Source organism: Hafnia paralvei ATCC 29927 (assembly GCF_001655005.1).
GTDB lineage: Bacteria > Pseudomonadota > Gammaproteobacteria > Enterobacterales > Enterobacteriaceae > Hafnia > Hafnia paralvei.
Genome location: NZ_LXET01000005.1, coordinates 35,535 through 58,211, shown reverse-complemented (window position 1 = coordinate 58,211; position 22,677 = coordinate 35,535). Strand labels below are relative to the sequence as shown.

Sequence of the window (22,677 nt, the reverse complement as noted above, 5' to 3'; positions counted from 1 at the left end):
AAAGGTTAAATCACGGCGATAACGCTTTGGCCGGGGTACGGAAAAGCTCGGTGCTTAATTCGCTACCCTTGTAAGCTAAATCAAGCGCAGCGTCAAACGCGGAAACCATTCATGTGATAAAAAATTTTACCATTTGGGTAAAAAAAGTATCGAATGGTTATTTCCTGAGTAATGATGAGGGCGTTTCAGTTTTTACCAGCTTAGGGGTGATAAAAATCACCAGCTCACGGCGTTTAGACGCATCTGTTGAGTCGCGGAAAAGTGCCCCAAGTAGGGGTATATCCCCTAACTTAGGCACTTGTGTTTTCCCATGCGTCGTCTGTCGTTGAAAGATTCCGCCTAAAATCACGGTATCCCCATCAGACAAAGTGACCTGCGTTTTTATTTCTTGTTTGTCGATAGCTAATGCCTCGCCATCGCCCTGCTTGATACTCCTACCAGGCATATTTTGCGTAATCTGCAGCGTTAGCGTGATTTTTCCATTGCGCATTACGCGAGGTGTAACCTCCATCCCTAACACGGCTTCCTTAAACTCTATCGAGGTAGAGCCACTGGCCCCGCTGGAAACCTCATAAGGAATTTCAGTCCCCTGCTTAATGCTGGCAGTTTGCAAATTCGTCGCCATCAAATGCGGGCTCGCAATAATCTCGACATTATCCTCCTGCTCAAGCGCTGAAAGCTCCAGTTCCAATAAACGGCCACCAATGCGAGCGATCTGAAATCCAGCATTAAATGAACGCCCTTCGGCAGGCAGTCCCATGTTGAATTGGTTCAGCCGAAAATTACTGGAGTCCGAATCTGAAGATGTTGTCTCATCGGAGCCAGCTGTCCCCCAGCGCACACCAAGTTCATTCAGACTTTCGCGATTAATCGTCACAATGTGCGCAGTGAGCTGCACCTGAGACACCGGTTGATCAAGCTCATCTATCCATGCCTGAACCGCTCTGGTGTTCTCAGGAAGGTCTCGCACCAAAATCGTATTCGTCCTAGGATCTGCACTGACTGTTCCCTGAGCGCTTAATAACCCGCCCTTTTGCTGCGTCAGATTTTTTACCACTGCATCAACATCCGCTTGCTGTAACGCGATGGTCAGAGAAATTGGCCGCTGCGCATTTTCCTGCAACTGCTTGTTGTGAACCCGCTCCTGTCGTTTATCAACCACGGCCATTGTCTGCACAAAAAGAATATTGCCTGTCTGCTCTATCGAGAGTTCATGTAGCCGCGCTATTGCCTGCATGGCCCGCTTCCAAGGCACATCGACCAGTTTCAACGAGGTATTGCCTTTCACATCCTCACTAACAATCAGATTAAGGTGTTGATTATCAGCCAGAGCCTGTAATACGTTAACTAATGGAGCATCAGAGAAGGCGAGTGTAATCGGCGTATCATCTCGTATTTTTGTAGCCCATGAGGCAAAGGCCAACGCCCACAGCAGGCAGCCATAACAGCATCCATATTTTAATCTCTTCATTCCCTTGCTCCATCTGCAATACTCTCAACAGCACAACCAAACGGATAAACAGTCGGCCGCCTGATGGCTGAATATTCGGCATGACCTTCGCCTTTAACGTTTTCGTCTTTCACTCGCGGGGAAAATTTAGGCACAGACATTACGCTCTCGCCATTTGGCAAAAGTAACCACACAGTCCAGCAGCGACCATTCCCAATAACCCCAAGAACTCTGGCTGCATCTGACTCTGTTTTTATTGATTCTGGTATCCAAGAGTGAAATGGATCACGCTCTGCCTGTGTGATGGATACCGGCGCCATTTCCAATATCAGCAGCAACGAAAGTCCCCCGAGGCGAATTGTGTGGCTCCACTTCATGACAGTTCACCGACCAGTAGCTGGACTGAAATCATTTCTGGCTCAGAGTGAAGCTCTATCTGCATAATCGGTCTAGCACACTGTGCCAATCTATCGATTAACTGCATCAGCTGAGTGAAGTTAAGCGTGGCATTCATTTGCCATCGCCCACTATTCGGTTCCTGCGTATTTTTGTCCTTCTGCCAGTTAATTTGCTGGGCAAAGCGCTCGCCGACAGGCAAATCGGTACACTGAGTGGCTAATGGCTTTAACAGCAACGTATCAACAGAAATTTTTAGTAGCAGCGTTCTTTGGCTCAAAACATCTTTGACCATGCGTTCTTGATGCATCTCCGCCCCATTTTTGGCTGTCCAAGTCGACGACTCCATCCACTGAGCTAGCGCCGTTAAACCAAGCCTTCCACCAATAAGACAAATCAGACACGCGGCAAGTAAAACAAAATAAAAACGCCGGGGTGATAGCATGCACAGCCAACAGATAAGCGGCTCTAGAGCACCACTATTGATCTTCATGTGAACGTCCCTGTGTATTGTCGCTTTGCCACTTCCCTTGCAACAAAAAGCTCTGCTGGCCTTGCCCCGAGTCAGCCATTTTCAGCAGGTGTAAACCTGCAGCGCTGTCAACTTTGCTGAAACGCTCAATAAAAACGGCGATCGCCTCGGGGGTTAACGCCGTGCCTTCAAGTTCAAGCTGATCCGATTGCAACGACAGGCGTGTAAACCATATTTGCGCGGGTACATAGCGCTGCATATCCACCAAAAGGGCTAAGAGTTGTAACCCTGACTCACGCCCCTTCTCATATCGTTGATACTGGCTAAGTTGCGTCTTTGCCTGAGAACTCCACATGAGTAACTGAGTTTTCTGCTGCTGCAGTCGTTGAGTTCGTTGCTGGTAAATCGCAATATCCATTCGCCAATGGTGCATGTGTCGATAAGCGCTATAGCTGACATAACAGGCCACTAGCGCTAATAAAATCGCAGTTGCTATCGCACACTGCGCGCACTTACGTAGCCGATTAGTGCGCAACGCCGCATACCACGGGCATAAGTTTATCTGCTCCATGATGTTCTCTCTGCGCATAGCGCCAAACCGATAGCCAAAGCAAACATTTCCGGCTGTGCCGGTAGTGGGGGCTGTAGGAAGGTCAATGCGCTAAATGGAGACCAGCCGCTAGATTGCACTGCGCCACAGCACAGCATCGAATGAGCTGGCACATCATATTGAGCAGCATGTGAAGTGACGCGCTCGGCCACGCTGGAATACTCTTCTCCAACCTCTCGTGGGATGTAGCCGAAAGCGAGCGACTGAGAGAACGGCGCAGCCCAAGTCAGCACAGACTCTCCCACATGCAGCAAAAGTGCCGTGGGCGATTGCCGACTGAGTGCGGCAGAACGGCGCATCGCGCAGGGGGTGATATCAGCAATACTGGGCGCTAAACCGGCATTTGCTAACGGAGTCATCCAATCCTGCATATCTTGTTGGCGGACTGCGGTCATTAACCAATCTTTAGGAGAGGAAGGTTGACGGCTGTAATCACATGCAAACTCGGATCGCGGCAATAACAAACTCTTCTCCGCCGCCAAATCAAGTAGGTTTTGCTGCAGACTGGTAGGGACGTCGGCATCCGGCATCGAAATGCTTTGTTGCATAATAATTTCGGGGGAGAGTCCGATTCGGACCGAAGTATTCGAGGGAAGCTGACTTCGCAGCTCGGATAGCAGATGATTCAACCAATCAGACTGGCGTAATCGCCCACTTTCAACCACATTTATGGGTGATGAAAACTGCCACCAACGCTTGAGCTGCCAGCCTTTGCGGTGAAAAGTGATCGCCACGGCACAAAGTGTGCGAGGCTGAATGTCTATCCCTAACTGCCAAGTCCGTGCGAACATATGTAACGATCTCCGAATCGTCAATGAAAGAAAAGAACGTATCCTCCGTGCAGGCTTGCCTTTATACTACTGCGCGTTTGTTTATAAACTGCCCAATTGACAAGTGATGGGAAATTCTAGGTGAAGTTCGTAAAGTATTTAATCATTCTTGCAGTCTGTTGCATTTTGCTGGGAGCAGCCGCTGTATTTGGCCTATACAAATACGTTGAGCCACAGCTACCAGATGTCGCGACGCTAAAAGACGTCCGACTGCAAACTCCAATGCAAGTTTATAGCGCCGATGGATACCTCATCGCGCAATACGGCGAAAAACGTCGTGTTCCTCTGCCGCTTAAGCAAGTTCCGCCGCAGATGGTCAATGCCTTTATTGCGACTGAGGACAGCCGCTTCTTCGAACACCATGGTGTCGACCCGGTGGGGATTTTCCGCGCCGCTTCCGTGGCGTTATTCACCGGTCATGCCTCGCAGGGCGCGAGTACCATTACCCAACAGTTGGCTAGAAACTTCTTCCTAAGTCCAGAACGTACTTTGATGCGTAAAATCAAAGAGGCTTTCCTCGCGATCCGCATTGAACAATTACTGACCAAAGATGAAATTCTAGATTTATACCTCAATAAAATTTATTTGGGTTACCGCGCCTATGGCGTTGGTGCCGCTGCGCAGGTCTATTTTGGCAAAACTGTCGATCAGCTAACGTTGAGTGAAATTGCTATGATCGCCGGCTTACCCAAAGCCCCCTCGACGTTTAACCCGCTGTACTCTCATGACCGCGCGTTGGCTCGTCGTAACGTCGTTCTGAGCCGTATGTTGGATGAAAAATACATCACCCGTGCGGAATATGACCAAGCGCGTAACGAGCCGTTAGAAGCGCGTTACCACGGACCTGAAATCGACTTCTCTGCACCTTATCTTTCTGAGATGGTGCGCCAAGAGATGGTGAAACAGTACGGTGAAAATGCGTATACCGATGGTTACAAGGTTTACACCACGGTAACCAAGCGCTTGCAGTTAGCGGCACAAAGCGCGCTGCGCAACAACGTTATCGCTTACGACATGCGCCACGGCTACCGTGGTCCATCAAACGTGCTATGGAAGGTGGGACAACCAACTTGGTCTCGCGAGCAAATTATTAATTCGCTGAAAACGCTGCCAACTTATGGGCCGCTGTTGCCAGCCGTCGTCACTGAATCCAATGCGGACGAAGCAACGGTTATGTTGGCAAATGGCACCAACGTGACACTACCAATGGCAACAGTCCGTTGGGCTCGTCCGTTTAAGACCGACCGCATACAAGGCCCGACACCGCGACGTGTTAACGATGTGATTCAAGCAGGCCAGCAAATTTGGGTTCGCCAAGATGAAGATCAGAAATGGTGGCTAGCGCAGGTTCCGGATGTTAACTCGGCGCTGGTTTCGCTGAATCCACAAGACGGTGCGGTCAAAGCGCTGGTTGGTGGTTTTGACTTTAACCAAAGTAAATTTAACCGCGTTACTCAGGCTCTGCGTCAGGCTGGCTCGAACATTAAACCGTTCCTGTATACCGCAGCGATGGACAAAGGTTTAACGCTTGCGACTATCCTGAACGACCTGCCAATTTCACGTTGGGATGCCGGTGCTGGCACCGATTGGCGCCCCAAAAACTCACCACCGACCTATGCCGGTCCAATCCGCCTACGTCAGGGATTGGGTGAGTCTAAAAACGTGGTGATGGTACGTGCCATGCGTGCGATGGGAGTGGACTATGCAGCAGAATACCTGCAACGTTTCGGATTCCCTGCGCAAAACATCGCGCATACCGAATCACTGGCATTAGGCTCGGCTTCGTTTACGCCAATGCAGTTGGTTCGTGGCTACGCCGCATTTGCCAACGGCGGTTATCTGATTGACCCTTATTTCATCACCAAAATCCTCGACGGTGAAGATAAGGTCATTTTTGAGGCCAAACCTAAAGTCGTTTGTGAAAGCTGTAACTTGCCGGTTATTTATGGACAGACACCAAAATCCGTTGCCCTGACAGATGACAACGTTGAAAACGTAGCTGTTTCTCAAAGTGGCAACGCTAACTCCACCGTTCCAATGCCACAGCTGGAGCAGGTAACCGCGGCACAAGCTAGCCAAGACTCAGATCAGCAATATGCACCACACATCATCAGCACACCGCTAGCGTTCCTGATGCACGATGCGCTAAACAGCAATATATGGGGTGAACCTGGTGGCGGCTGGATGGGCACCGGCTGGCGCGCTGGCCGCGACCTGAAACGTCACGATATCGGCGGTAAAACAGGTACCACTAACAGCTCGAAGGATGCGTGGTTCTCTGGTTACGGCCCTGATATCGTCACCAGTGTCTGGATCGGTTTCGATGATCATCGCCGTGATTTGGGTCGAACCACCGCGTCTGGCGCGATTAAAGATCAAATCTCCGGCGGAGAAGGCGGTGCCAAAAGCGCTCAGCCAGCATGGGATGACTTTATGAAAGCGGCGCTGGAAGGCGTTCCTGAGCAGAAAATGGCTCCGCCTCCGGGTATTGTCAGTGTCACTATCGACAAGTACACAGGTAAGCTTTCCAGCGGAGGCGCTGGCAGCAAGTCTGAATACTTCATCGATGGTACTCAGCCAACGGAATACTCGGTGCAAGAAGCAGGCACGACGGTGACAGACAGCGGCGGCGAAAGTCACGAGTTGTTCTAACCGGCATTCATCGCAGGTCAGGACAAAAACGAGAAAGGGGCCAATCGGCCCCTTTCTTTTTGATGCGATATCAATCAACTAATCGGTTTTAGATGTACGCGTAGCCAACAGTTCACGCACTAAAAATAGCGCGCTGACGTTACGAGCCTCGCGAAAATCAGGGTCTTCAAGCAGTTCCATCATGCGGGCTATCGGCCAGCGTACCACGGGCATCTGCTCCGGCTCATCACCTTCCAAACGTTCAGGGAACAGATTCTCCGCCAGCACGATATTCATTCGGCTAGAGAAGTAGGAAGGCGCCATGGTTAACTTATGCATAAAGGTAAAATGCTCAGCGCCAAACCCAGCCTCTTCCATTAGCTCTCGATTTGCCGCCTGAAAAACATCTTCGCCAGGATCGATCAATCCTTTAGGGAAACCGAGCTCATAGCTCTCAATGCCTACGGCATATTCTCGAATCAGCAACAGGTCATCACCCAAAATAGGAACAATCATCACGGCTTCACGCTCAGAAGGACGCATACGCTCATAGACTCGGCGTACGCCGTTGCTAAACTCTAAATCCACAGACTCCACATTAAACAAACGTGAGCGTGCGATAGTTTCCACGCTGAGAATTTTTGGCTTTTGTGGGAGTTTTTCCATGATGGCCCCGAATTAATGGTTTTTCCGCAATTAAGTATGATTCGGCAACGGCCAAAAGCACTGGCATAGGGCCAGACATGCGGTATATTTGAAATCCATATCTTACTTTATAGATACAGATCACAGTATTCATCTCATCTTGCATTGTGCGCAGATGACGTTGGATTCGCAACATTTGTTGAGGATATTTTGCAGCTTTGTTTCTGCCCGCATTGACTCACAAAATTCCGCTCAATACTTCTCTATTACTTGCCACACCTGAGAAAAATCGGATAATGCCGATATAATCAGCAGGTGTTGACTGCTAACCTTTTTATACGAATATGCGGCACACCAGTGCAAAACTGTAAATAAAATCACTTCATAACATATATTTATATTCGCTTTATGATTCATCCGTATAATGCCCTTTTTGGGCAAGGTAGAAAGGTGATGATTACCAAACGGGGTCGGCATGAGTGCACCAGTTATCGCATCAATTCTACTGAGCCTCTGCCTGCTGATTGCCGGATGTGTTTATTGGTTTAAGATGAAAAAATCTGCGTTACTAACTACATCTTTCCCATTTATTAAAACTAAACTACGTAAACTGCAAAAAGACGAACTTCAAGCCATTGAGCAATACATCAATAAGCTTGAATCCTCTTCAAGTTCCTCTCAAGCATCCTTGCCCGTAGCTCAACATCGCCTGATGCCTCAGGGGGATCGCGTCTATCCGCTTACCCATGCGATAACACGCTACGAGTTGACCACCGACGATCCCAACAAGCGCCGTTACTACCTCGATAATATCGAGGTACACCTCCCAGTTTTCTGGGAACAGTACATCGCCGACGATAACCAGCTTGAAGTCATTAAAACCCATAGTATTCCATTGGTTATCTCCATCAACGGTCACTCTTTAGTGGATGCGACTCAGGAGGACTTCCTCCCGCCGCCAGACAACACCAGCAGCGCATCCATCCGCCAAACCGAGAGTGAGAAAGTTGAACTGCAAGGCGTGCGTAAAGAGACGCTGCAAGAATACCAACTCAGCCAACAAGGCGGCATCCGCGAATCCGTCGTTATCGTGATCGCCTTGCTCATGCTCTATACTAGCCTCATCAGTCCCAATGCCGTCATGCCTTGGTTGTTAACCACCGCGACCGGACTGATTGCGTGGGGGATCTGGCGTTTATACAGTCGCCCTTCCGAACGCGATCTCAAAGAAGTTCACTGCATTCGAGGCATTCCCAAGCGCTGGGGACTGTTCGGAGAATCCAATATTGGGCAAATTAACAACGTCTCTTTAGGGACGTTGGATCTTATCTATCCAGCACATTGGCAGAACTATATTCAAAAAGATCTCGGGCAAAAAACCGATATCGAAATGTACCTTAACCGCCAAGTCGTCAGGCAAGGACGCTTTCTGTCACTGCACGACGAAGTGAAAAATTTTCCACTGCAACGCTGGGGGCGCAATATTGTCCTCATGAGCGGTGCATTACTGACACTAGCGCTGCTGCTCTCTACCCAACCACTCAGTATTCCATTTAAGCTCAGTTCAGCTTGGCTACATGGTAATCACACCGTAGATGTCAATAACGTAAAGTCTCTCGCGGCACTACCGCTGCATGTAGGCGATAGCTTGAATATTCAGGGCACTGGCATGTGTCATGTTCCGGATTCTTATCAGGAAGGCACTCGCTATCCATTTATGCCTTTCGATTGCTCCGCCATATACTGGAGTAATGCCACGCCAATGGCGGCTCCAGCTTCAGATGTTATTGATAATGCAGCAGCATTACTGAGCACCGTTAATCGCCAACTCAACGCAAATAACGAAGAGCAGAAGGTCAACCCAGGGCTTGCCAATGCCATTCAAAAATCAGGCATGATCTTGTTAGATGACTTTGCTGATATCGTTTTGCGTACTGAAGATCTGTGTGCGCAGGAGTCAGAATGTACTCGGCTAAAAAATTCATTGGTCAATCTTGGCAACAGCCGCTCTTGGAACGCACTGCTGAAGAAAGCTCAAAATGGTGGACTCGACGGTGTGAACGTTCTTCTACGTCCGGCCAGCGCTCAGTTGTTATCTAACATAGTGAATAGTGCGGTTTCATCGTTCTATTACCGAGAAACACATCAGGCAGCTCAGTCACTTAGCGCCACGCCACCGGGCGGTTTCTTGATTATTAGCGACGAAGGAAAACAGCTGGTCAATCATCCGCAACCGGCAATCTCACTCTATGATTACACTGCGATCGATCAGTGGCGCGAGCTTGAATCATTATCACAGCAGCTATTGTCAACGCCGTTCAAAGCTAGCGGTGTCATCACTGAAATCAGCACAGATGCTAACGGTACCCGACATATCATGCTCCACAGTGAGCCTGATGGACTCACGCTGTGGAGATATATCCTGACCTGCATACTGCTCCTTGCCGTGGCGCTTATCATCGTGGTCAACGCCATGATGTTTATGTTCAGGATACAAAAATCAATGAATCGCATCCCTGATATCCAGCGCTATTATGATCAATGTATCAACCACAGTATCATGCCGTTTGATACGCCCCCACGACGCTAATTTCATCGGCTGGCATGACAAGCCATCAGAGTAAAAATATAATTGATTAGCCAGCATTTGCTGGCTTTTTCGTCTATCTCCCAAGGAGCCCTTTTATGTCCCTCATCCCAAACCAACAGCCTGATTTTAATTGGCAGGAAATTGAAACCGTCCTGCTGGATATGGATGGGACATTATTGGATCTCGAATTTGACAGCTACTTCTGGCTCAATCTCGTGCCACAAACGCTCAGCGAACGCCGCGGCATTGAACTCGACGAAGCCAAAAAGCTGATCCGTAATGAATACAACGCCGTTCAGCACACGTTGAACTGGTACTGTTTTGATTATTGGAGCGAACGTCTTGATCTGGACATCTACCAGATGACAACCGAAGTTGGAGCCCGAGCACGCTTACGCCAAGATACTCAGCCATTTTTAGAGGCACTACGCGAGAGCGGAAGAAAAACTATTTTGCTCACCAATGCCCATCCACATGGGCTCGCCGTGAAGTTAGAACACACCGGACTCGACCAACATCTTGATTTATTATTTTCCACCCACACATTTGGTTATCCGAAGGAAGATCAGCGCTTGTGGCAGGCGATACAAAAACGTACCGGTTTTAATCCTGCAACAACGCTTTTCGTCGATGATGCCGAACCCATTCTGGATGCTGCGCAAAGCTATGGTATTCGCTACTGCCTCGGCGTGCGCAACCCGGACTCAAGCATGGCCGAAAAGCAATTCTCACGCCATCCGTCCATGAATGACTACCGCACATTACTGCCAGCCTTTCAGCTACGATAAACGCTATTCACAACGCTGAAAGCCCTGCGCCTTAGGTTATCGCCACAGAGGTAGGAGCCCGTATGAAAGGTAAGAACGAACAGGATGACAGTGCCATTCGTTTGGATAAATGGCTCTGGGCTGCGCGATTTTATAAAACCCGCGCCATCGCACGCGAAATGGTTGATGGCGGGAAGGTTCACTACAATGGACAGCGTGGTAAACCCAGTAAAATTGTGGAAATTGGCGCAGAAATCAAGCTACGCCAAGGAAATGACGATCGCACGATCGTAGTGACTGCGCTCACCGCCCAAAGGCGCGGTGCTGCAGATGCCCAACAGCTCTATGAAGAGACTGCGGCCAGTATCGAAAATCGAGAAAAAGTCGCACTCGCACGCAAAATGAATGCGCTGACCATGCCGCATCCCGATCGTCGACCAGATAAGAAAGAACGACGTACGTTGCTGAAGTTTAAAAACGATCAGGCTTCAAGCGAATAAATTAAACACGGCAAACAAGCCTAATTAATTGGAGCGGCGACAGCGGCTTCAAGTCAGTAAGGGTAAAGCCCTAAGAGAGAAAACCATGTCTAATCACGACCAATTACATCGCTATCTGTTTGAAAATATGGCCGTTCGCGGCGAACTGGTTACGGCCAGCCACACTTTCCAGCAGATGCTCGAAAACCACAGCTATCCGGCACCGGTGCAAACGCTGCTGGGTGAGCTATTGGTTGCCACCAGCCTGTTAACTGCCACGCTGAAATTTGATGGCGATATCACCGTTCAGATCCAAGGTGATGGCCCTCTAAAAATGGCGGTGATCAACGGCAACAACCAGCAAGAAATGCGCGGTGTTGCACGATTACAGGGTGATATCGCTGAAGGCAGCAGCATGCGCGAAATGCTAGGCAACGGTGTGATGGTGATTACTATTACCCCTAACGAAGGTGAACGCTATCAAGGCGTTGTTGGCCTAGAAGGTGAAACGCTGGCCGAATGCCTCGAGGCTTACTTTATGCAATCCGAGCAGCTGCCAACCCGACTGTTCATTCGCACTGGTGAGCATAATGGAACCGCATGCGCGGCAGGTATGTTGCTGCAAATAATGCCCGCTCAACCCAATAACGTGGAAGATTTGTCGCATCTGGCGCAGTTAACCGCAACGGTGAAATCCGAAGAGTTGTTCGGCTTACCCGCTAACGAAGTGCTATATCGTCTGTACCATCAGGAAGAAGTGACTCTGTATGAACCACAAGATGTAACCTTCCGCTGCACCTGTTCGCGTGAGCGTAGCGCTAGCGCCCTGTTGACGGTTCCGGTTGAAGAACTGAATCATATGCTAGAGGAAGATGGCAACATCGATATGCATTGTGAATACTGCGGTAATCATTATGTTTTTGATAAAATTGATATTGAATCGCTGTTTGCCGGTGGACAGAGCCATAATGAAGATTGCGTTCACTAAGCGCTGATTTCTCCCCAAAAAAGACGAAGCCCGCAATATGCCCGATAGATTTGAAGATGACGGGAATGCGGGCTTTTTCATTGATCCTGCTCAGCATATATAGATTATCTGGAGGTAAATTCCGTGTTGTTCATCTCATAACTGAATGAAAGGCGGATGAAAATTGGTTTTTTTGATGATTCTCTCGGTTAAACGAACTTCAATCTCTGACACTAGAAGCAGCTAAAAATCTAATCTTACAAGGAAAGGAGTAGTGTCATGCATAAGAAAGGCTTAACCCCACAGGATTTAGCAGAATATGGAATCACTGACGCAGCTGAAATCATTTACAACCCAAGTTATGACCTGCTCTTCCAAGAAGAAACTGCCCCAGATCTAAAAGGCTATGAGCGTGGCACTGTGACCAATCTAGGCGCAGTCGCGGTAGATACCGGAATCTTTACCGGTCGTTCCCCTAAAGATAAGTACATTGTGCGTGATGACGTCACACGCGATACCGTTTGGTGGTCAGATCAAGGAAAAGGTAAAAACGACAACCATCCGCTTTCCGTTGAAGTTTGGCAGCATTTGAAGTCATTGGTAACCAAAGAGCTTTCAGGTAAACGCCTGTTTATCGTTGACGCATTCTGTGGCGCCAACAGCGATACTCGTCTGAGTGTTCGCTTTATTACCGAAGTCGCTTGGCAGGCGCATTTTGTTAAGAATATGTTTATCCGTCCAACTGACGAAGAACTTGCCAACTTTAAGCCCGACTTCATCGTGATGAACGGTGCTAAATGCACTAACCCACAGTGGAAAGAACAAGGCCTGAACTCTGAAAACTTTGTGGCCTTCAATTTGACCGAGCGTATCCAACTGATTGGTGGTACTTGGTACGGCGGGGAAATGAAGAAAGGTATGTTCTCGATCATGAACTACCTGCTACCGCTGAAAAACATCGCGTCTATGCACTGCTCTGCCAACGTTGGCGAAAAAGGCGACGTGGCTATTTTCTTCGGTCTTTCCGGTACCGGTAAAACAACGCTTTCTACCGATCCGAAGCGCCAGCTTATCGGTGATGACGAACATGGCTGGGATGACGACGGCGTATTCAACTTTGAAGGTGGCTGCTATGCAAAAACCATTAAGCTATCAGAAGAGGCTGAGCCCGATATCTATCACGCGATAACTCGTGATGCGTTATTGGAAAACGTAGTGGTACTAGAAGATGGTTCGGTTGATTTTAACGACGGGTCTAAAACGGAAAACACCCGTGTTTCTTACCCGATCTACCACATCCATAACATTGTTAAGCCAGTGTCGAAAGCCGGTCATGCTAAGAAAGTGATTTTCTTGACCGCGGACGCCTTTGGCGTATTACCACCGGTTTCTCGTTTAACCGCCGATCAAACCCAGTATCATTTCCTGTCTGGCTTTACCGCCAAGTTAGCGGGCACCGAGCGTGGAGTCACTGAGCCAACGCCAACCTTCTCTGCATGTTTTGGCGCAGCGTTCCTGTCGCTGCACCCAACTAAATATGCGGAAGTTCTGGTTAAGCGCATGCAGGCCGCCGGGGCTCAGGCCTATCTGGTCAATACCGGCTGGAATGGAACGGGTAAACGTATTTCGATCAAAGACACCCGTGCGATTATTGATGCCATCCTGAGCGGTGAAATCGATAATGCGGAAACGTTTACACTGCCAATCTTTAATCTGGCAGTACCAACGGCGCTGCCAGGTGTGAACCCAGAGATTCTGGATCCACGCGACACCTACGCCAGCAAAGAACAGTGGCAGGAAAAAGCCGAAGACCTGGCCCAACGCTTTGTCACCAACTTTGATAAATACACCGACACCCCTGCAGGTGCGGCACTGGTGAAAGTAGGACCAAAGGTTTGATTTAATACGATAAAAAACCAAAGGAGCCGTAAGGCTCCTTTTTTACTTAAGAATCCAAGTAAGACCCTATTCAGTGATGAGGCTCTTTATCTTTCTTCTTATGGCTATTTTTGACGCTGTGAGAGGGCGCTGGCGTAAGCTCAGGTGTCAACAGCAAAGCACGAATACGAAGCCCGCCGCGTTCACTGGTACCAATATCCAGACTGCCGGAATGACCATCAATAATTCGCTGCAAAATTGCCAAGCCCAATCCGGTGCCGCTGGTTGTACGAGCACTTTCGCCACGCACAAACGGTTGGAATAAATGTGCCAGCTGTTCAGGCGCAATCCCAGGGCCGTCGTCCTCCACTTGGAACCACGCTTTTTTGCCCTCAGTGCCGCTGCTGACCTTAATCCAACCATTACCGTAACGCGTAGCGTTAACCACCATGTTCACCACAGCACGTTTGATCGACAGGGGATGAGCATCCACCAACAGCTCACCCTCGGCAAAATCAGTATCAATCACACGCTCATAGCCACTTTCAGCCGCGACAACTTCGGCTAAGATACCGTTTAGGTCGCAAACTTCAGTCTGCATCTCTTGTCCGGTGCGCAGATAATCAATGAACTGCTCAATGATGGCGTTGCACTCTTCAGTATCTTTATTGATCGATTCGGCCAGATAACCATCTTCGCTGCTCATCATCTCCGTAGCTAAACGGATACGCGTGAGCGGCGTACGTAAGTCATGACTCACACCGGCCATAAGCAGCGTTCGATCATCAGCGAGCTGCTTAACCCCGGCTGCCATCTGGTTAAATGCACGCGTTACTGAGCGAACCTCTGACGCCCCATATTCTCGTAGCGGTGGCGGTATATGCCCCTTCCCTACCTGAATAGCGGCGTGTTCCAGTTCAACTAAGGGTCGGTTCTGGATACGAATAAATAACCATGCACCGCCTATCGCCAACAGCATAATGGCCAGCGTATATCTAAATAGCGGAGAAAAATCGCCCTGATGGATTTCTGTTAACGGGACTCGAACCCAAATATCAGGCGACAGCCACGTTTTCAGCCACACCACGGGGGTATTTTTACTGATTTCAACACGCACATCAGTTGGGCCACCCAGCTGTTGAGCCATCTGCTGGCTGAGGAACTGATAGTGTTGCGCCCAGCGCAAACCACTCTCCTCCGCCGCAGAATTGGTGTAGAGCGAAATGCCCAACTCACGGTAAATCTCACGACGAAAAGCCGGAGGAACCTCCAGCTGTGTGCCATCTTCCAACTGCAGCTTGTCCGTCATCAACATCCGGACTTCGTAGGCCAACACTTTATTGAACTGCTGTAGGCTTGGCAGAATCGCAAAATTCAGCACCACCAAATACGTTGTCACCAAACTGACAAACAGTAAGGTGACAATCAGCAATAACGTGCGGGCAAACGAGCTACGCGGAGAGAAGCGCAGTCTCCTCATGCTTTACTGCCGTCCGGAACAAAGACGTAGCCGAGACCCCAAACGGTCTGGATGTAACGAGGATGAGCAGGATCTTCTTCAACCATGCGGCGCAGGCGAGAAATCTGCACATCGATGGAACGTTCCATCGCACTGTATTCACGTCCACGAGCCAGATTCATCAGTTTATCGCGAGACAGTGGCTCACGCGGATGGCTAACTAAGGCTTTAAGCACGGCAAACTCACCGCTGGTTAACGGCATAGGTTCGTCTTCACGGAACATTTCGCGCGTGCCAAGATTCAGTTTGAACTTACCAAAGGAGATAACCGCATCTTCCTGTGAAGGTGCGCCCGGTAATTCGTTAGCCTGACGACGTAATACGGCGCGGATACGAGCCAACAGTTCGCGTGGGTTAAACGGTTTAGGAATATAGTCATCAGCACCGATTTCCAAACCAACGATGCGATCGACCTCTTCGCCTTTCGCCGTCACCATAATAATTGGCATCGGGTTGCTTTGGCTGCGCAAACGGCGGCAGATGGAGAGACCATCTTCACCTGGCAGCATTAAATCCAGCACCATCAGGTGGAAAGATTCACGGGTTAGCAAGCGATCCATTTGCTCGGCGTTGGCGACGCTGCGTACCTGAAAACCTTGTTCGGTCAGATAGCGCTCTAACAACGCACGCAGGCGCATGTCATCATCAACAACTAATATTTTGTAGTTCTCTTGCATGGTGTTCTCCCAAAGGCGCCAAAGGCTGGATGCCCGACACGCTGAGCCGTTATAAAAATAAAGGGATCTTTTAAAGACACCTATTGTTCAGAAACTGCGGCAATTGAGACAGCAGATAATGGTTTATATTCTAGCCTAAATTGTTACAAAGGTTATTTATCTTATGCTTACGGACAGTTATTGCACTTTTTATAGCAGAAATGCGATCAAATCGGCATCGTAAGACGACTCGTCTAGGCTCGAATTGTATTCTTGCGGATCCTAAGTTAACGTTCCACCCCCGCACATGGGGAAAATCCTGCAAGTTACAGAGTAGAAGTCAGAATGGCGATAGCTAGGAAGACGAAGGTGACAAGCGGGCATTAATGAGTCTCCCGATTTTTATTTTATGTGTTTTACAGGGCAGCAAAGAATGAAAACGCAACTGATTACACGCGGCGGCTACGAAAAGCTCAAACAGGAACTGGACTATCTCTGGCGAGAAGAACGACCGGAAGTCACGAAAAAAGTGACGTGGGCGGCGAGTCTAGGCGACCGTAGCGAAAACGCGGACTATCAATATAACAAAAAGCGCCTGCGCGAAATTGACCGTCGAGTTCGCTATCTGACCAAATGTCTTGAACAGTTGCGGATCGTAGACTATTCCCCACAGCAAGATGGCAAAGTCTTCTTCGGCGCATGGGTTGAAGTAGAAAACGATGAGGGCACCATCAAACGCTTTCGTATCGTCGGCTATGATGAAATTTTCGGCCAAAAAGACTATATCTCTATCGATTCACCGATGGCGCGAGCCTTACTCAAAAAAGAGGTTGGCGACGCCGTAACCGTCATGACTCCCGCCGGTGAAGCGGTGTGGTACGTAAATGAAATTGAGTATCCGAAGGCATAATTCGGCATTATCTGAGCGCTTCGCGGCCCTCTGAACTGGCATGTTTGTGCATCAAAAAGTATATACTTGCCCATGATTTTTAAACTTACGGACATACTGATTCTATGAATGATTCATTGAGCCGCATTATTGCTAGCGAACTGCAAGCACGGCCAGAGCAGGTTGACTCAGCAATTCGCCTCTTGGACGAAGGTAACACAGTCCCTTTTATCGCTCGCTACCGTAAAGAAGTCACTGGTGGTCTAGACGATACCCAGTTACGTCAGTTAGAAACTCGTTTGGTTTATCTGCGCGAACTGGAAGAACGCCGAGCCACGATCCTGAAGTCTATCGACGACCAAGGTAAGCTCACCGAACAACTTGCTGGTGCCATTAACGGCACAATGAGCAAAACTGAATTAGAAGATTTATACCTGCCCTATAAGCCTAAACGTCGTACTCGTGGACAGATCGCCATTGAAGCCGGTCTGGAACCTTTAGCCGATTCGCTTTGGCAAGACCCACAGCAAGAGCCTGATACTCTGGCGGCAAACTTCGTCGATGCCGACAAAGGCGTTGCCGATACCAAAGCCGCCCTAGATGGGGCTCGCTATATTTTGATGGAACGTTTCTCCGAAGACGCCGCTCTGTTGGCCAAAGTGCGTAACTATCTATGGAAAAACGCCCATCTCGTCTCCAAAGTCGTGGAAGGAAAAGAGGAAGAAGGCGCGAAATTCCGTGACTATTTCAATCATCACGAGCCTATTGCTAACGTTCCTTCTCATCGCGCGCTAGCCATGTTCCGTGGCCGTAACGAAGGCGTACTGCAACTTTCACTGAATGCCGATCCTCAGTTTGATGAAGCACCGCGTGAAAGCTACTGTGAACAAATCATCATCGACCATTTAGGTTTGCGTCTGAACAATGCACCGGCTGATGCGTGGCGCAAAGCCGTAGTGAACTGGACATGGCGTATCAAGGTGTTATTGCATCTGGAAACCGAGCTGATGGGCACGCTGCGCGAACGCGCAGAAGACGAAGCTATCAACGTATTCGCCCGTAACATGCATGATCTGCTGATGGCAGCCCCTGCAGGGATGCGCGCAACGATGGGACTCGATCCTGGGCTGCGTACCGGCGTTAAAGTTGCCGTGGTGGATGGTACTGGCAAACTGGTTGCCACAGATACCATTTATCCACATACCGGGCAGGCCGCTAAAGCCGCTGCGGTGGTTGCAGCGCTGTGTATCAAACACAACGTTGAGCTGGTTGCGATTGGCAACGGTACCGCATCTCGCGAAACTGAACGTTTCTATTTAGACGTACAACGTCAGTTCCCTGAAGTTAAGGGACAGAAAGTCATCGTCAGCGAAGCGGGCGCATCGGTTTACTCGGCGTCAGAATTAGCGGCTCAAGAGTTTCCCGATCTGGATGTATCCATTCGTGGAGCGGTATCTATCGCCCGTCGTCTGCAAGATCCCTTGGCTGAGCTAGTCAAAATCGATCCAAAATCAATCGGTGTTGGTCAGTATCAGCATGATGTCAGCCAAACTCAGCTGGCTCGCAAATTGGATGCGGTTGTCGAAGACTGCGTAAACGCCGTCGGCGTAGACCTGAATACAGCCTCAGTGCCATTGCTAGCGCGAGTTGCGGGTCTAACCCGTTTAATGGCGCAAAATATCGTTGGCTGGCGCGATGAGAATGGCCGCTTCAGCAACCGTGAACAACTGCTTAAAGTTAGCCGTTTAGGCCCTAAAGCGTTTGAACAATGTGCCGGCTTCCTGCGTATCAATCACGGCGATAACCCGCTTGATGCATCCACCGTTCATCCTGAAGCTTATCCCGTTGTGGAGCGTATTCTGGCAGCAACGCGTCAGAGCCTGCAGGAGCTAATGGGTAACCCAACCGAACTGCGTAACCTGAAGGCCAGCGAATTTACCGATGAGCGCTTCGGTGTGCCAACCGTGACCGATATCATCAAAGAGCTGGAAAAGCCGGGCCGAGATCCTCGCCCTGAATTCAAAACGGCAACCTTTGCCGACGGCATTGAAACCATGAACGACCTCCAGCCGGGGATGATTTTGGAAGGCTCCGTAACCAACGTGACCAATTTTGGTGCATTCGTTGATATCGGTGTTCACCAAGATGGTTTGGTTCACATCTCGTCCTTGGCCGATAAGTTTGTTGATGATCCACATAAAGTGGTTAAAGCAGGCGATATAGTGAAGGTTAAAGTCATGGAAGTCGACATGCAGCGCAAGCGTATCGCTTTAACCATGCGTCTGGACGAACAACCGGGTGAAGGGGGTTCACGTCGTGGTAGCGCAGAACGCACCACAGAGCGTCAGCGTCCAGCCAACGGCAATGCGCGTCCCGCACGCAATGATAAGAAACAAGATAGCGGCAATAACAGCGCCATGGGTGATGCATTGGCCGCTGCCTTAGGAAAGCTGAAGCGCTAAGGGAATCCTCAAATCACCTTCCCTCTCTTCGATTTTCGATGAGGGAAGGTGAGATTCATCACATTTTACAAATCTAAATGAGTATTTATTGCAATTACATCAGTGATTCTCACATGTGTTACTCATCCAATTTGATAACAAATAGTTAAAAACAGTTTCTTTGTTGTGTGATTTTTAACATTATTAATGTTTAGAAACTCAGTTTTATTAACCTATTAATTTTCCAACTTTACTGACAAACAGCCACCTTTCATTCTAATTTGTTTCCTTCTCCCTACAAACCTCATGAGTTTTATCAAATATATTGAACATGTAACCGCCATATCATTTAATGTCATGAAGATAAGCCGCGAAAAACATACAAATTATTAACTCTTGTAACCAATGATTCTCATTTGCGATAGCTGAAAAATAGTGCTAAAACGGCACAATAAGGATTGAATTACAGCTAATCCGCCGAGGACGTTGACGACAGATTTCACAGCCCTTGGCGACTTTTTTCCTGTGATTTTAATAATGATTCTCAATATTATTATATTACGCATTCTCCAATGCCATCTTGCATCACTCTTCTAGAATGCGCGGCGCTATCGCCAAGGATAAAAATAATCCGGTTCTCCCGTCTGATATAAAACCTCAGACCCGAGTATTTCTCCGTAGCAAATTACCGAATGTAAGAAGGTTTTTATGCATCAGCTTATTCCGGGCCACCAATATAAAATCATTGGCTTTTCGCCTTTAATTAGCCCTGCCTACCGTCAGAAATTACTTTCTCTGGGTTTTTTGCCAGGCTCTCCGTTCAGCGTGGTTCGCATTGCGCCACTTGGCGACCCAATTGAAGTGAAATCGCGCCGTGTAAGCCTCGTTCTGCGTAAAAAAGATCTTGAATTATTGACGATTGAATCGATGCCGCTGGACGATAAAACTAAAACCAGCGTCATGACGCCTCAGATTACGGCTAACGGCGCATAGATACGCGACTCGCTTTGCTGCTGACCAATTATCAGCGGCGATCATTTATGGGATGGCGATAAGACCGACGGTCTGCTCGTCTGCTGCACACTCTCCTTATAAAATGTTGGATTATGAAACAACTCACCATCGGGTTAATCGGTAACCCCAACTCAGGTAAAACCACGCTATTCAACCAGCTGACAGGTTCCCGCCAGCGCGTTGGCAACTGGGCTGGCGTTACGGTAGAACGTAAAGAAGGTCATTTCACGACTCAGGAACATCAAGTCAAACTGGTAGATCTACCGGGTACTTATTCGCTGACAACGATTTCAGAACAGACATCGTTGGATGAGCAGATCGCTTGTCACTATATCCTGAGCGGGGACGCTGATTTAATCATCAACGTTGTTGATGCCTCTAACCTTGAGCGCAATCTGTATCTAACGCTGCAACTTCTCGAGTTGGGTATCCCCTGCATCATCGCACTGAATATGCTGGATATCGCTCACAGTCAGCAGATTGAAATTGATATTGAAGCCCTTTCTCGTCGCCTCGGTTGCCCAGTAATCCCACTCGTCTCTACCCGTGCCAGTGGCATTGTTGAGCTTAAAAAAGCCATCGATTTGCCGCCGACATGCGCGGTTGAAGCGCTAGTCGAATATCCCCCTCTGCTGCTGGGACAGGTGGATCGTTTGTCTCAAGCGATGCCTGACACTTTAGCCGTACAGCAACGTCGTTGGCTGGCACTACAGTTGCTGGAAGGAGATATTTATAGCTCAACGCGCGCCAGCAATGCATTGAAAATTCTGCCTGAAGTGCAGGAAACGCTGAAGCGCACGCTAAACGAAGATCCTGCATTGATCATTGCGGATTCGCGCTATCAAAGTATTACGGATATTTGCGATTCCGTGAGTAATACCACCACGGCGCTGCCTAATATCCTGACGGAAAAACTAGACCGCATTATTCTCAATCGCTGGCTGGGCATACCGATTTTCCTGCTGGTGATGTACATCATGTTTGTTTTGGCGATCAACATTGGTGGCGCGCTGCAGCCGCTGTTCGACGTTGGTTCTTCAACCATCTTTGTCCAAGGTCTACAGTGGCTTGGGTATACACTGCACTTCCCTGAATGGCTGACCATTTTCCTTGCTCAAGGCGTTGGTGGCGGTATTAACACCGTACTGCCTCTCGTACCGCAAATCGGCATGATGTATCTGTTCCTCTCCTTCCTTGAGGACTCCGGTTATATGGCACGCGCCGCTTTCGTGGTTGACCGCATGATGCAGGCATTGGGCTTACCAGGTAAATCATTCGTTCCGTTGATCGTCGGTTTTGGCTGTAACGTGCCTTCCGTTATGGGAGCTCGTACGCTAGATGCACCACGTGAACGCCTGATCACCGTGCTAATGGCACCATTTATGTCCTGCGGTGCGCGTTTGGCGATCTTTGCTGTGTTTTCTGCAGCGTTCTTCGGACAAGGTGGCGCACTGGTAGTGTTCTCGCTGTATATGCTTGGTATTGTCATGGCGATTCTGACAGGGCTGATGCTTAAGCACACTATCATGCGCGGTGAAGCATCTCCGTTTGTGATGGAACTACCGGTCTATCACGTCCCTCATTTGAAAAGCCTGCTTTTGCAAACTTGGCAGCGTCTGAAAGGCTTCGTACTGCGCGCGGGTAAAGTTATCATCATCGTCAGTATCTTTATCGGTGCGCTGAACAGTTTCTCCTTCAGTGGAAAAGCCGTAGACAGCATCAACGATTCTGCGCTGGCCTCTGTCAGTAAAGTGATGACGCCCTTGCTACAACCTATCGGCGTTCACAGCGATAACTGGCAGGCTACCGTCGGTTTGGTGACTGGCGCTATGGCGAAAGAAGTGGTTGTTGGTACCTTGAACACCTTGTACACCGCCGAGCAAATTCATGAAGAAGAGTTCGATCCAGCAGCCTATAGCCTGATTGGTGGCTTAGAAGAAGCCGTGGGTGAAACATGGCAAAGCCTGAAAGACACCTTTAGCCTGAGCGTATTCGCCAACCCAATCGAAGCCAGCAAAGGTGACGGGGAGATGGAATCGGGTTCAATGGGCGTCATGGGCAGCAAATTTGGCAGCGCGAGTGCCGCTTATGCCTACTTGATCTTCGTTTTGCTCTACGTACCTTGTGTATCAGTGATGGGCGCTATTGCTCGTGAAAGCAGCCGGGGCTGGATGACATTCTCCATTCTGTGGGGCTTGAACGTCGCATATTCACTAGCAACCGTGTTCTATCAGGTGGCTAATTTCACCAGCCATCCGCAGTACAGCTCCATAGCCATTGCTCTTGTCGTGATATTCAATGCGTTAGTATTGGTCGCCCTACGCCGTTCACGCGACCGAGTGAGCGTGCGTTTAGTTAACGACCCAGCCAGTTGCTGCTGTAATACCAGTAAGGGCAGCTGTCATTAAGGCTAATGACACACGGTGAGTATTAAGAGGAAGAC

Annotated in this window: 18 protein-coding genes; 10 read left to right on the top strand and 8 right to left on the bottom strand. The window is 49.1% G+C overall.

From position 1 onward, the window contains the following. Positions 1-157 precede the first annotated feature (157 nt). Genes hofQ through pilM form a run of 5 tightly spaced genes read right to left on the bottom strand, consistent with a single transcriptional unit; the run spans position 158 to position 3,719 of the window. Positions 158-1,471, bottom strand: coding sequence for a DNA uptake porin HofQ (hofQ, locus tag M988_RS01115; RefSeq protein ID WP_008815503.1), 1,314 nt, complete (start codon positions 1,469-1,471; stop codon positions 158-160). Beyond that, positions 1,468-1,827, bottom strand: coding sequence for a hypothetical protein (locus M988_RS01110; protein WP_020303558.1), 360 nt, complete (start codon positions 1,825-1,827; stop codon positions 1,468-1,470). The genes hofQ and M988_RS01110 overlap by 4 nt, the downstream gene beginning before the upstream one ends. Next, positions 1,824-2,339 carry a hypothetical protein gene (locus M988_RS01105; RefSeq protein ID WP_061059445.1) on the bottom strand — a complete coding sequence of 172 codons (516 nt, stop codon included), beginning with the start codon at positions 2,337-2,339 and terminating at the stop codon, positions 1,824-1,826. Before M988_RS01105 ends, M988_RS01110 begins: the two co-directional genes overlap by 4 nt. Then, on the bottom strand, positions 2,326-2,889 hold the full coding sequence (locus tag M988_RS01100; RefSeq protein WP_064572526.1) for a PilN domain-containing protein: 564 nt from the start codon (positions 2,887-2,889) through the stop codon (positions 2,326-2,328). Before M988_RS01100 ends, M988_RS01105 begins: the two co-directional genes overlap by 14 nt. Beyond that, a complete protein-coding gene (gene pilM / locus M988_RS01095) occupies positions 2,877-3,719 on the bottom strand; it encodes a pilus assembly protein PilM (protein ID WP_064572525.1) in 843 nt (280 codons plus the stop codon). The genes M988_RS01100 and pilM overlap by 13 nt, the downstream gene beginning before the upstream one ends. A 120-nt stretch (positions 3,720-3,839) precedes the next feature. Between pilM and mrcA the strand changes: the two genes are divergently transcribed. Beyond that, positions 3,840-6,410, top strand: coding sequence for a peptidoglycan glycosyltransferase/peptidoglycan DD-transpeptidase MrcA (gene mrcA / locus M988_RS01090; RefSeq protein ID WP_008815507.1), 2,571 nt, complete (start codon positions 3,840-3,842; stop codon positions 6,408-6,410). 78 nt (positions 6,411-6,488) lie between these two features. Here mrcA and nudE read toward each other — a convergent pair whose 3' ends face one another. Then, the gene (gene nudE / locus M988_RS01085) at positions 6,489-7,055 is read right to left on the bottom strand and encodes an ADP compounds hydrolase NudE (protein WP_064572524.1); all 567 of its coding nucleotides are present in this window, start codon (positions 7,053-7,055) and stop codon (positions 6,489-6,491) included. A gap of 454 nt (positions 7,056-7,509) precedes the next feature. Here nudE and M988_RS01080 point away from each other — a divergent pair, with 454 nt between their 5' ends. The 5 genes from M988_RS01080 (at position 7,510) to pckA (ending at position 13,736) form a co-directional block, all read left to right on the top strand. Beyond that, the gene (locus tag M988_RS01080; protein WP_008815509.1) at positions 7,510-9,624 is read left to right on the top strand and encodes an IgaA/UmoB family intracellular growth attenuator; all 2,115 of its coding nucleotides are present in this window, start codon (positions 7,510-7,512) and stop codon (positions 9,622-9,624) included. A 95-nt stretch (positions 9,625-9,719) separates the two neighbouring features. Continuing rightward, the gene (gene yrfG / locus M988_RS01075) at positions 9,720-10,412 is read left to right on the top strand and encodes a GMP/IMP nucleotidase (protein ID WP_008815510.1); all 693 of its coding nucleotides are present in this window, start codon (positions 9,720-9,722) and stop codon (positions 10,410-10,412) included. A 62-nt stretch (positions 10,413-10,474) separates the two neighbouring features. Next, complete coding sequence (hslR, locus tag M988_RS01070; RefSeq protein WP_008815511.1) at positions 10,475-10,891, top strand: ribosome-associated heat shock protein Hsp15; 417 nt, start codon at positions 10,475-10,477, stop codon at positions 10,889-10,891. 85 nt (positions 10,892-10,976) lie between these two features. Beyond that, positions 10,977-11,858 carry an Hsp33 family molecular chaperone HslO gene (gene hslO / locus M988_RS01065; RefSeq protein ID WP_008815512.1) on the top strand — a complete coding sequence of 294 codons (882 nt, stop codon included), beginning with the start codon at positions 10,977-10,979 and terminating at the stop codon, positions 11,856-11,858. 258 nt (positions 11,859-12,116) lie between these two features. Beyond that, complete coding sequence (gene pckA, locus M988_RS01060; RefSeq protein ID WP_064572523.1) at positions 12,117-13,736, top strand: phosphoenolpyruvate carboxykinase (ATP); 1,620 nt, start codon at positions 12,117-12,119, stop codon at positions 13,734-13,736. Between the two features lie 70 nt (positions 13,737-13,806). Here the strand turns inward: pckA and envZ are convergent, their stop codons facing one another. Together envZ and ompR are read right to left on the bottom strand one after the other, a co-directional pair. Then, entirely contained in the window at positions 13,807-15,195 is a 1,389-nt protein-coding gene (gene envZ / locus M988_RS01055) for a two-component system sensor histidine kinase EnvZ (RefSeq protein ID WP_039189274.1), read from the bottom strand. Then, a complete protein-coding gene (ompR, locus tag M988_RS01050; protein ID WP_004091002.1) occupies positions 15,192-15,911 on the bottom strand; it encodes an osmolarity response regulator transcription factor OmpR in 720 nt (239 codons plus the stop codon). The genes envZ and ompR overlap by 4 nt, the downstream gene beginning before the upstream one ends. 412 nt (positions 15,912-16,323) lie before the next feature. Here ompR and greB point away from each other — a divergent pair, with 412 nt between their 5' ends. The 4 genes from greB (at position 16,324) to feoB (ending at position 22,642) form a co-directional block, all read left to right on the top strand. After that, positions 16,324-16,800 carry a transcription elongation factor GreB gene (greB, locus tag M988_RS01045; protein WP_008815514.1) on the top strand — a complete coding sequence of 159 codons (477 nt, stop codon included), beginning with the start codon at positions 16,324-16,326 and terminating at the stop codon, positions 16,798-16,800. 104 nt (positions 16,801-16,904) lie between these two features. Then, the gene (locus M988_RS01040) at positions 16,905-19,241 is read left to right on the top strand and encodes a Tex family protein (RefSeq protein ID WP_008815515.1); all 2,337 of its coding nucleotides are present in this window, start codon (positions 16,905-16,907) and stop codon (positions 19,239-19,241) included. A gap of 687 nt (positions 19,242-19,928) precedes the next feature. Continuing rightward, positions 19,929-20,213 (top strand): ferrous iron transporter A, encoded by a 285-nt coding sequence (gene feoA / locus M988_RS01035; RefSeq protein ID WP_008815516.1) that lies wholly within the window; start codon positions 19,929-19,931, stop codon positions 20,211-20,213. Positions 20,214-20,326: 113 nt separating this feature from the next. Beyond that, positions 20,327-22,642 carry a Fe(2+) transporter permease subunit FeoB gene (gene feoB / locus M988_RS01030; protein ID WP_039189270.1) on the top strand — a complete coding sequence of 772 codons (2,316 nt, stop codon included), beginning with the start codon at positions 20,327-20,329 and terminating at the stop codon, positions 22,640-22,642. Positions 22,643-22,677: the final 35 nt, after the last annotated feature.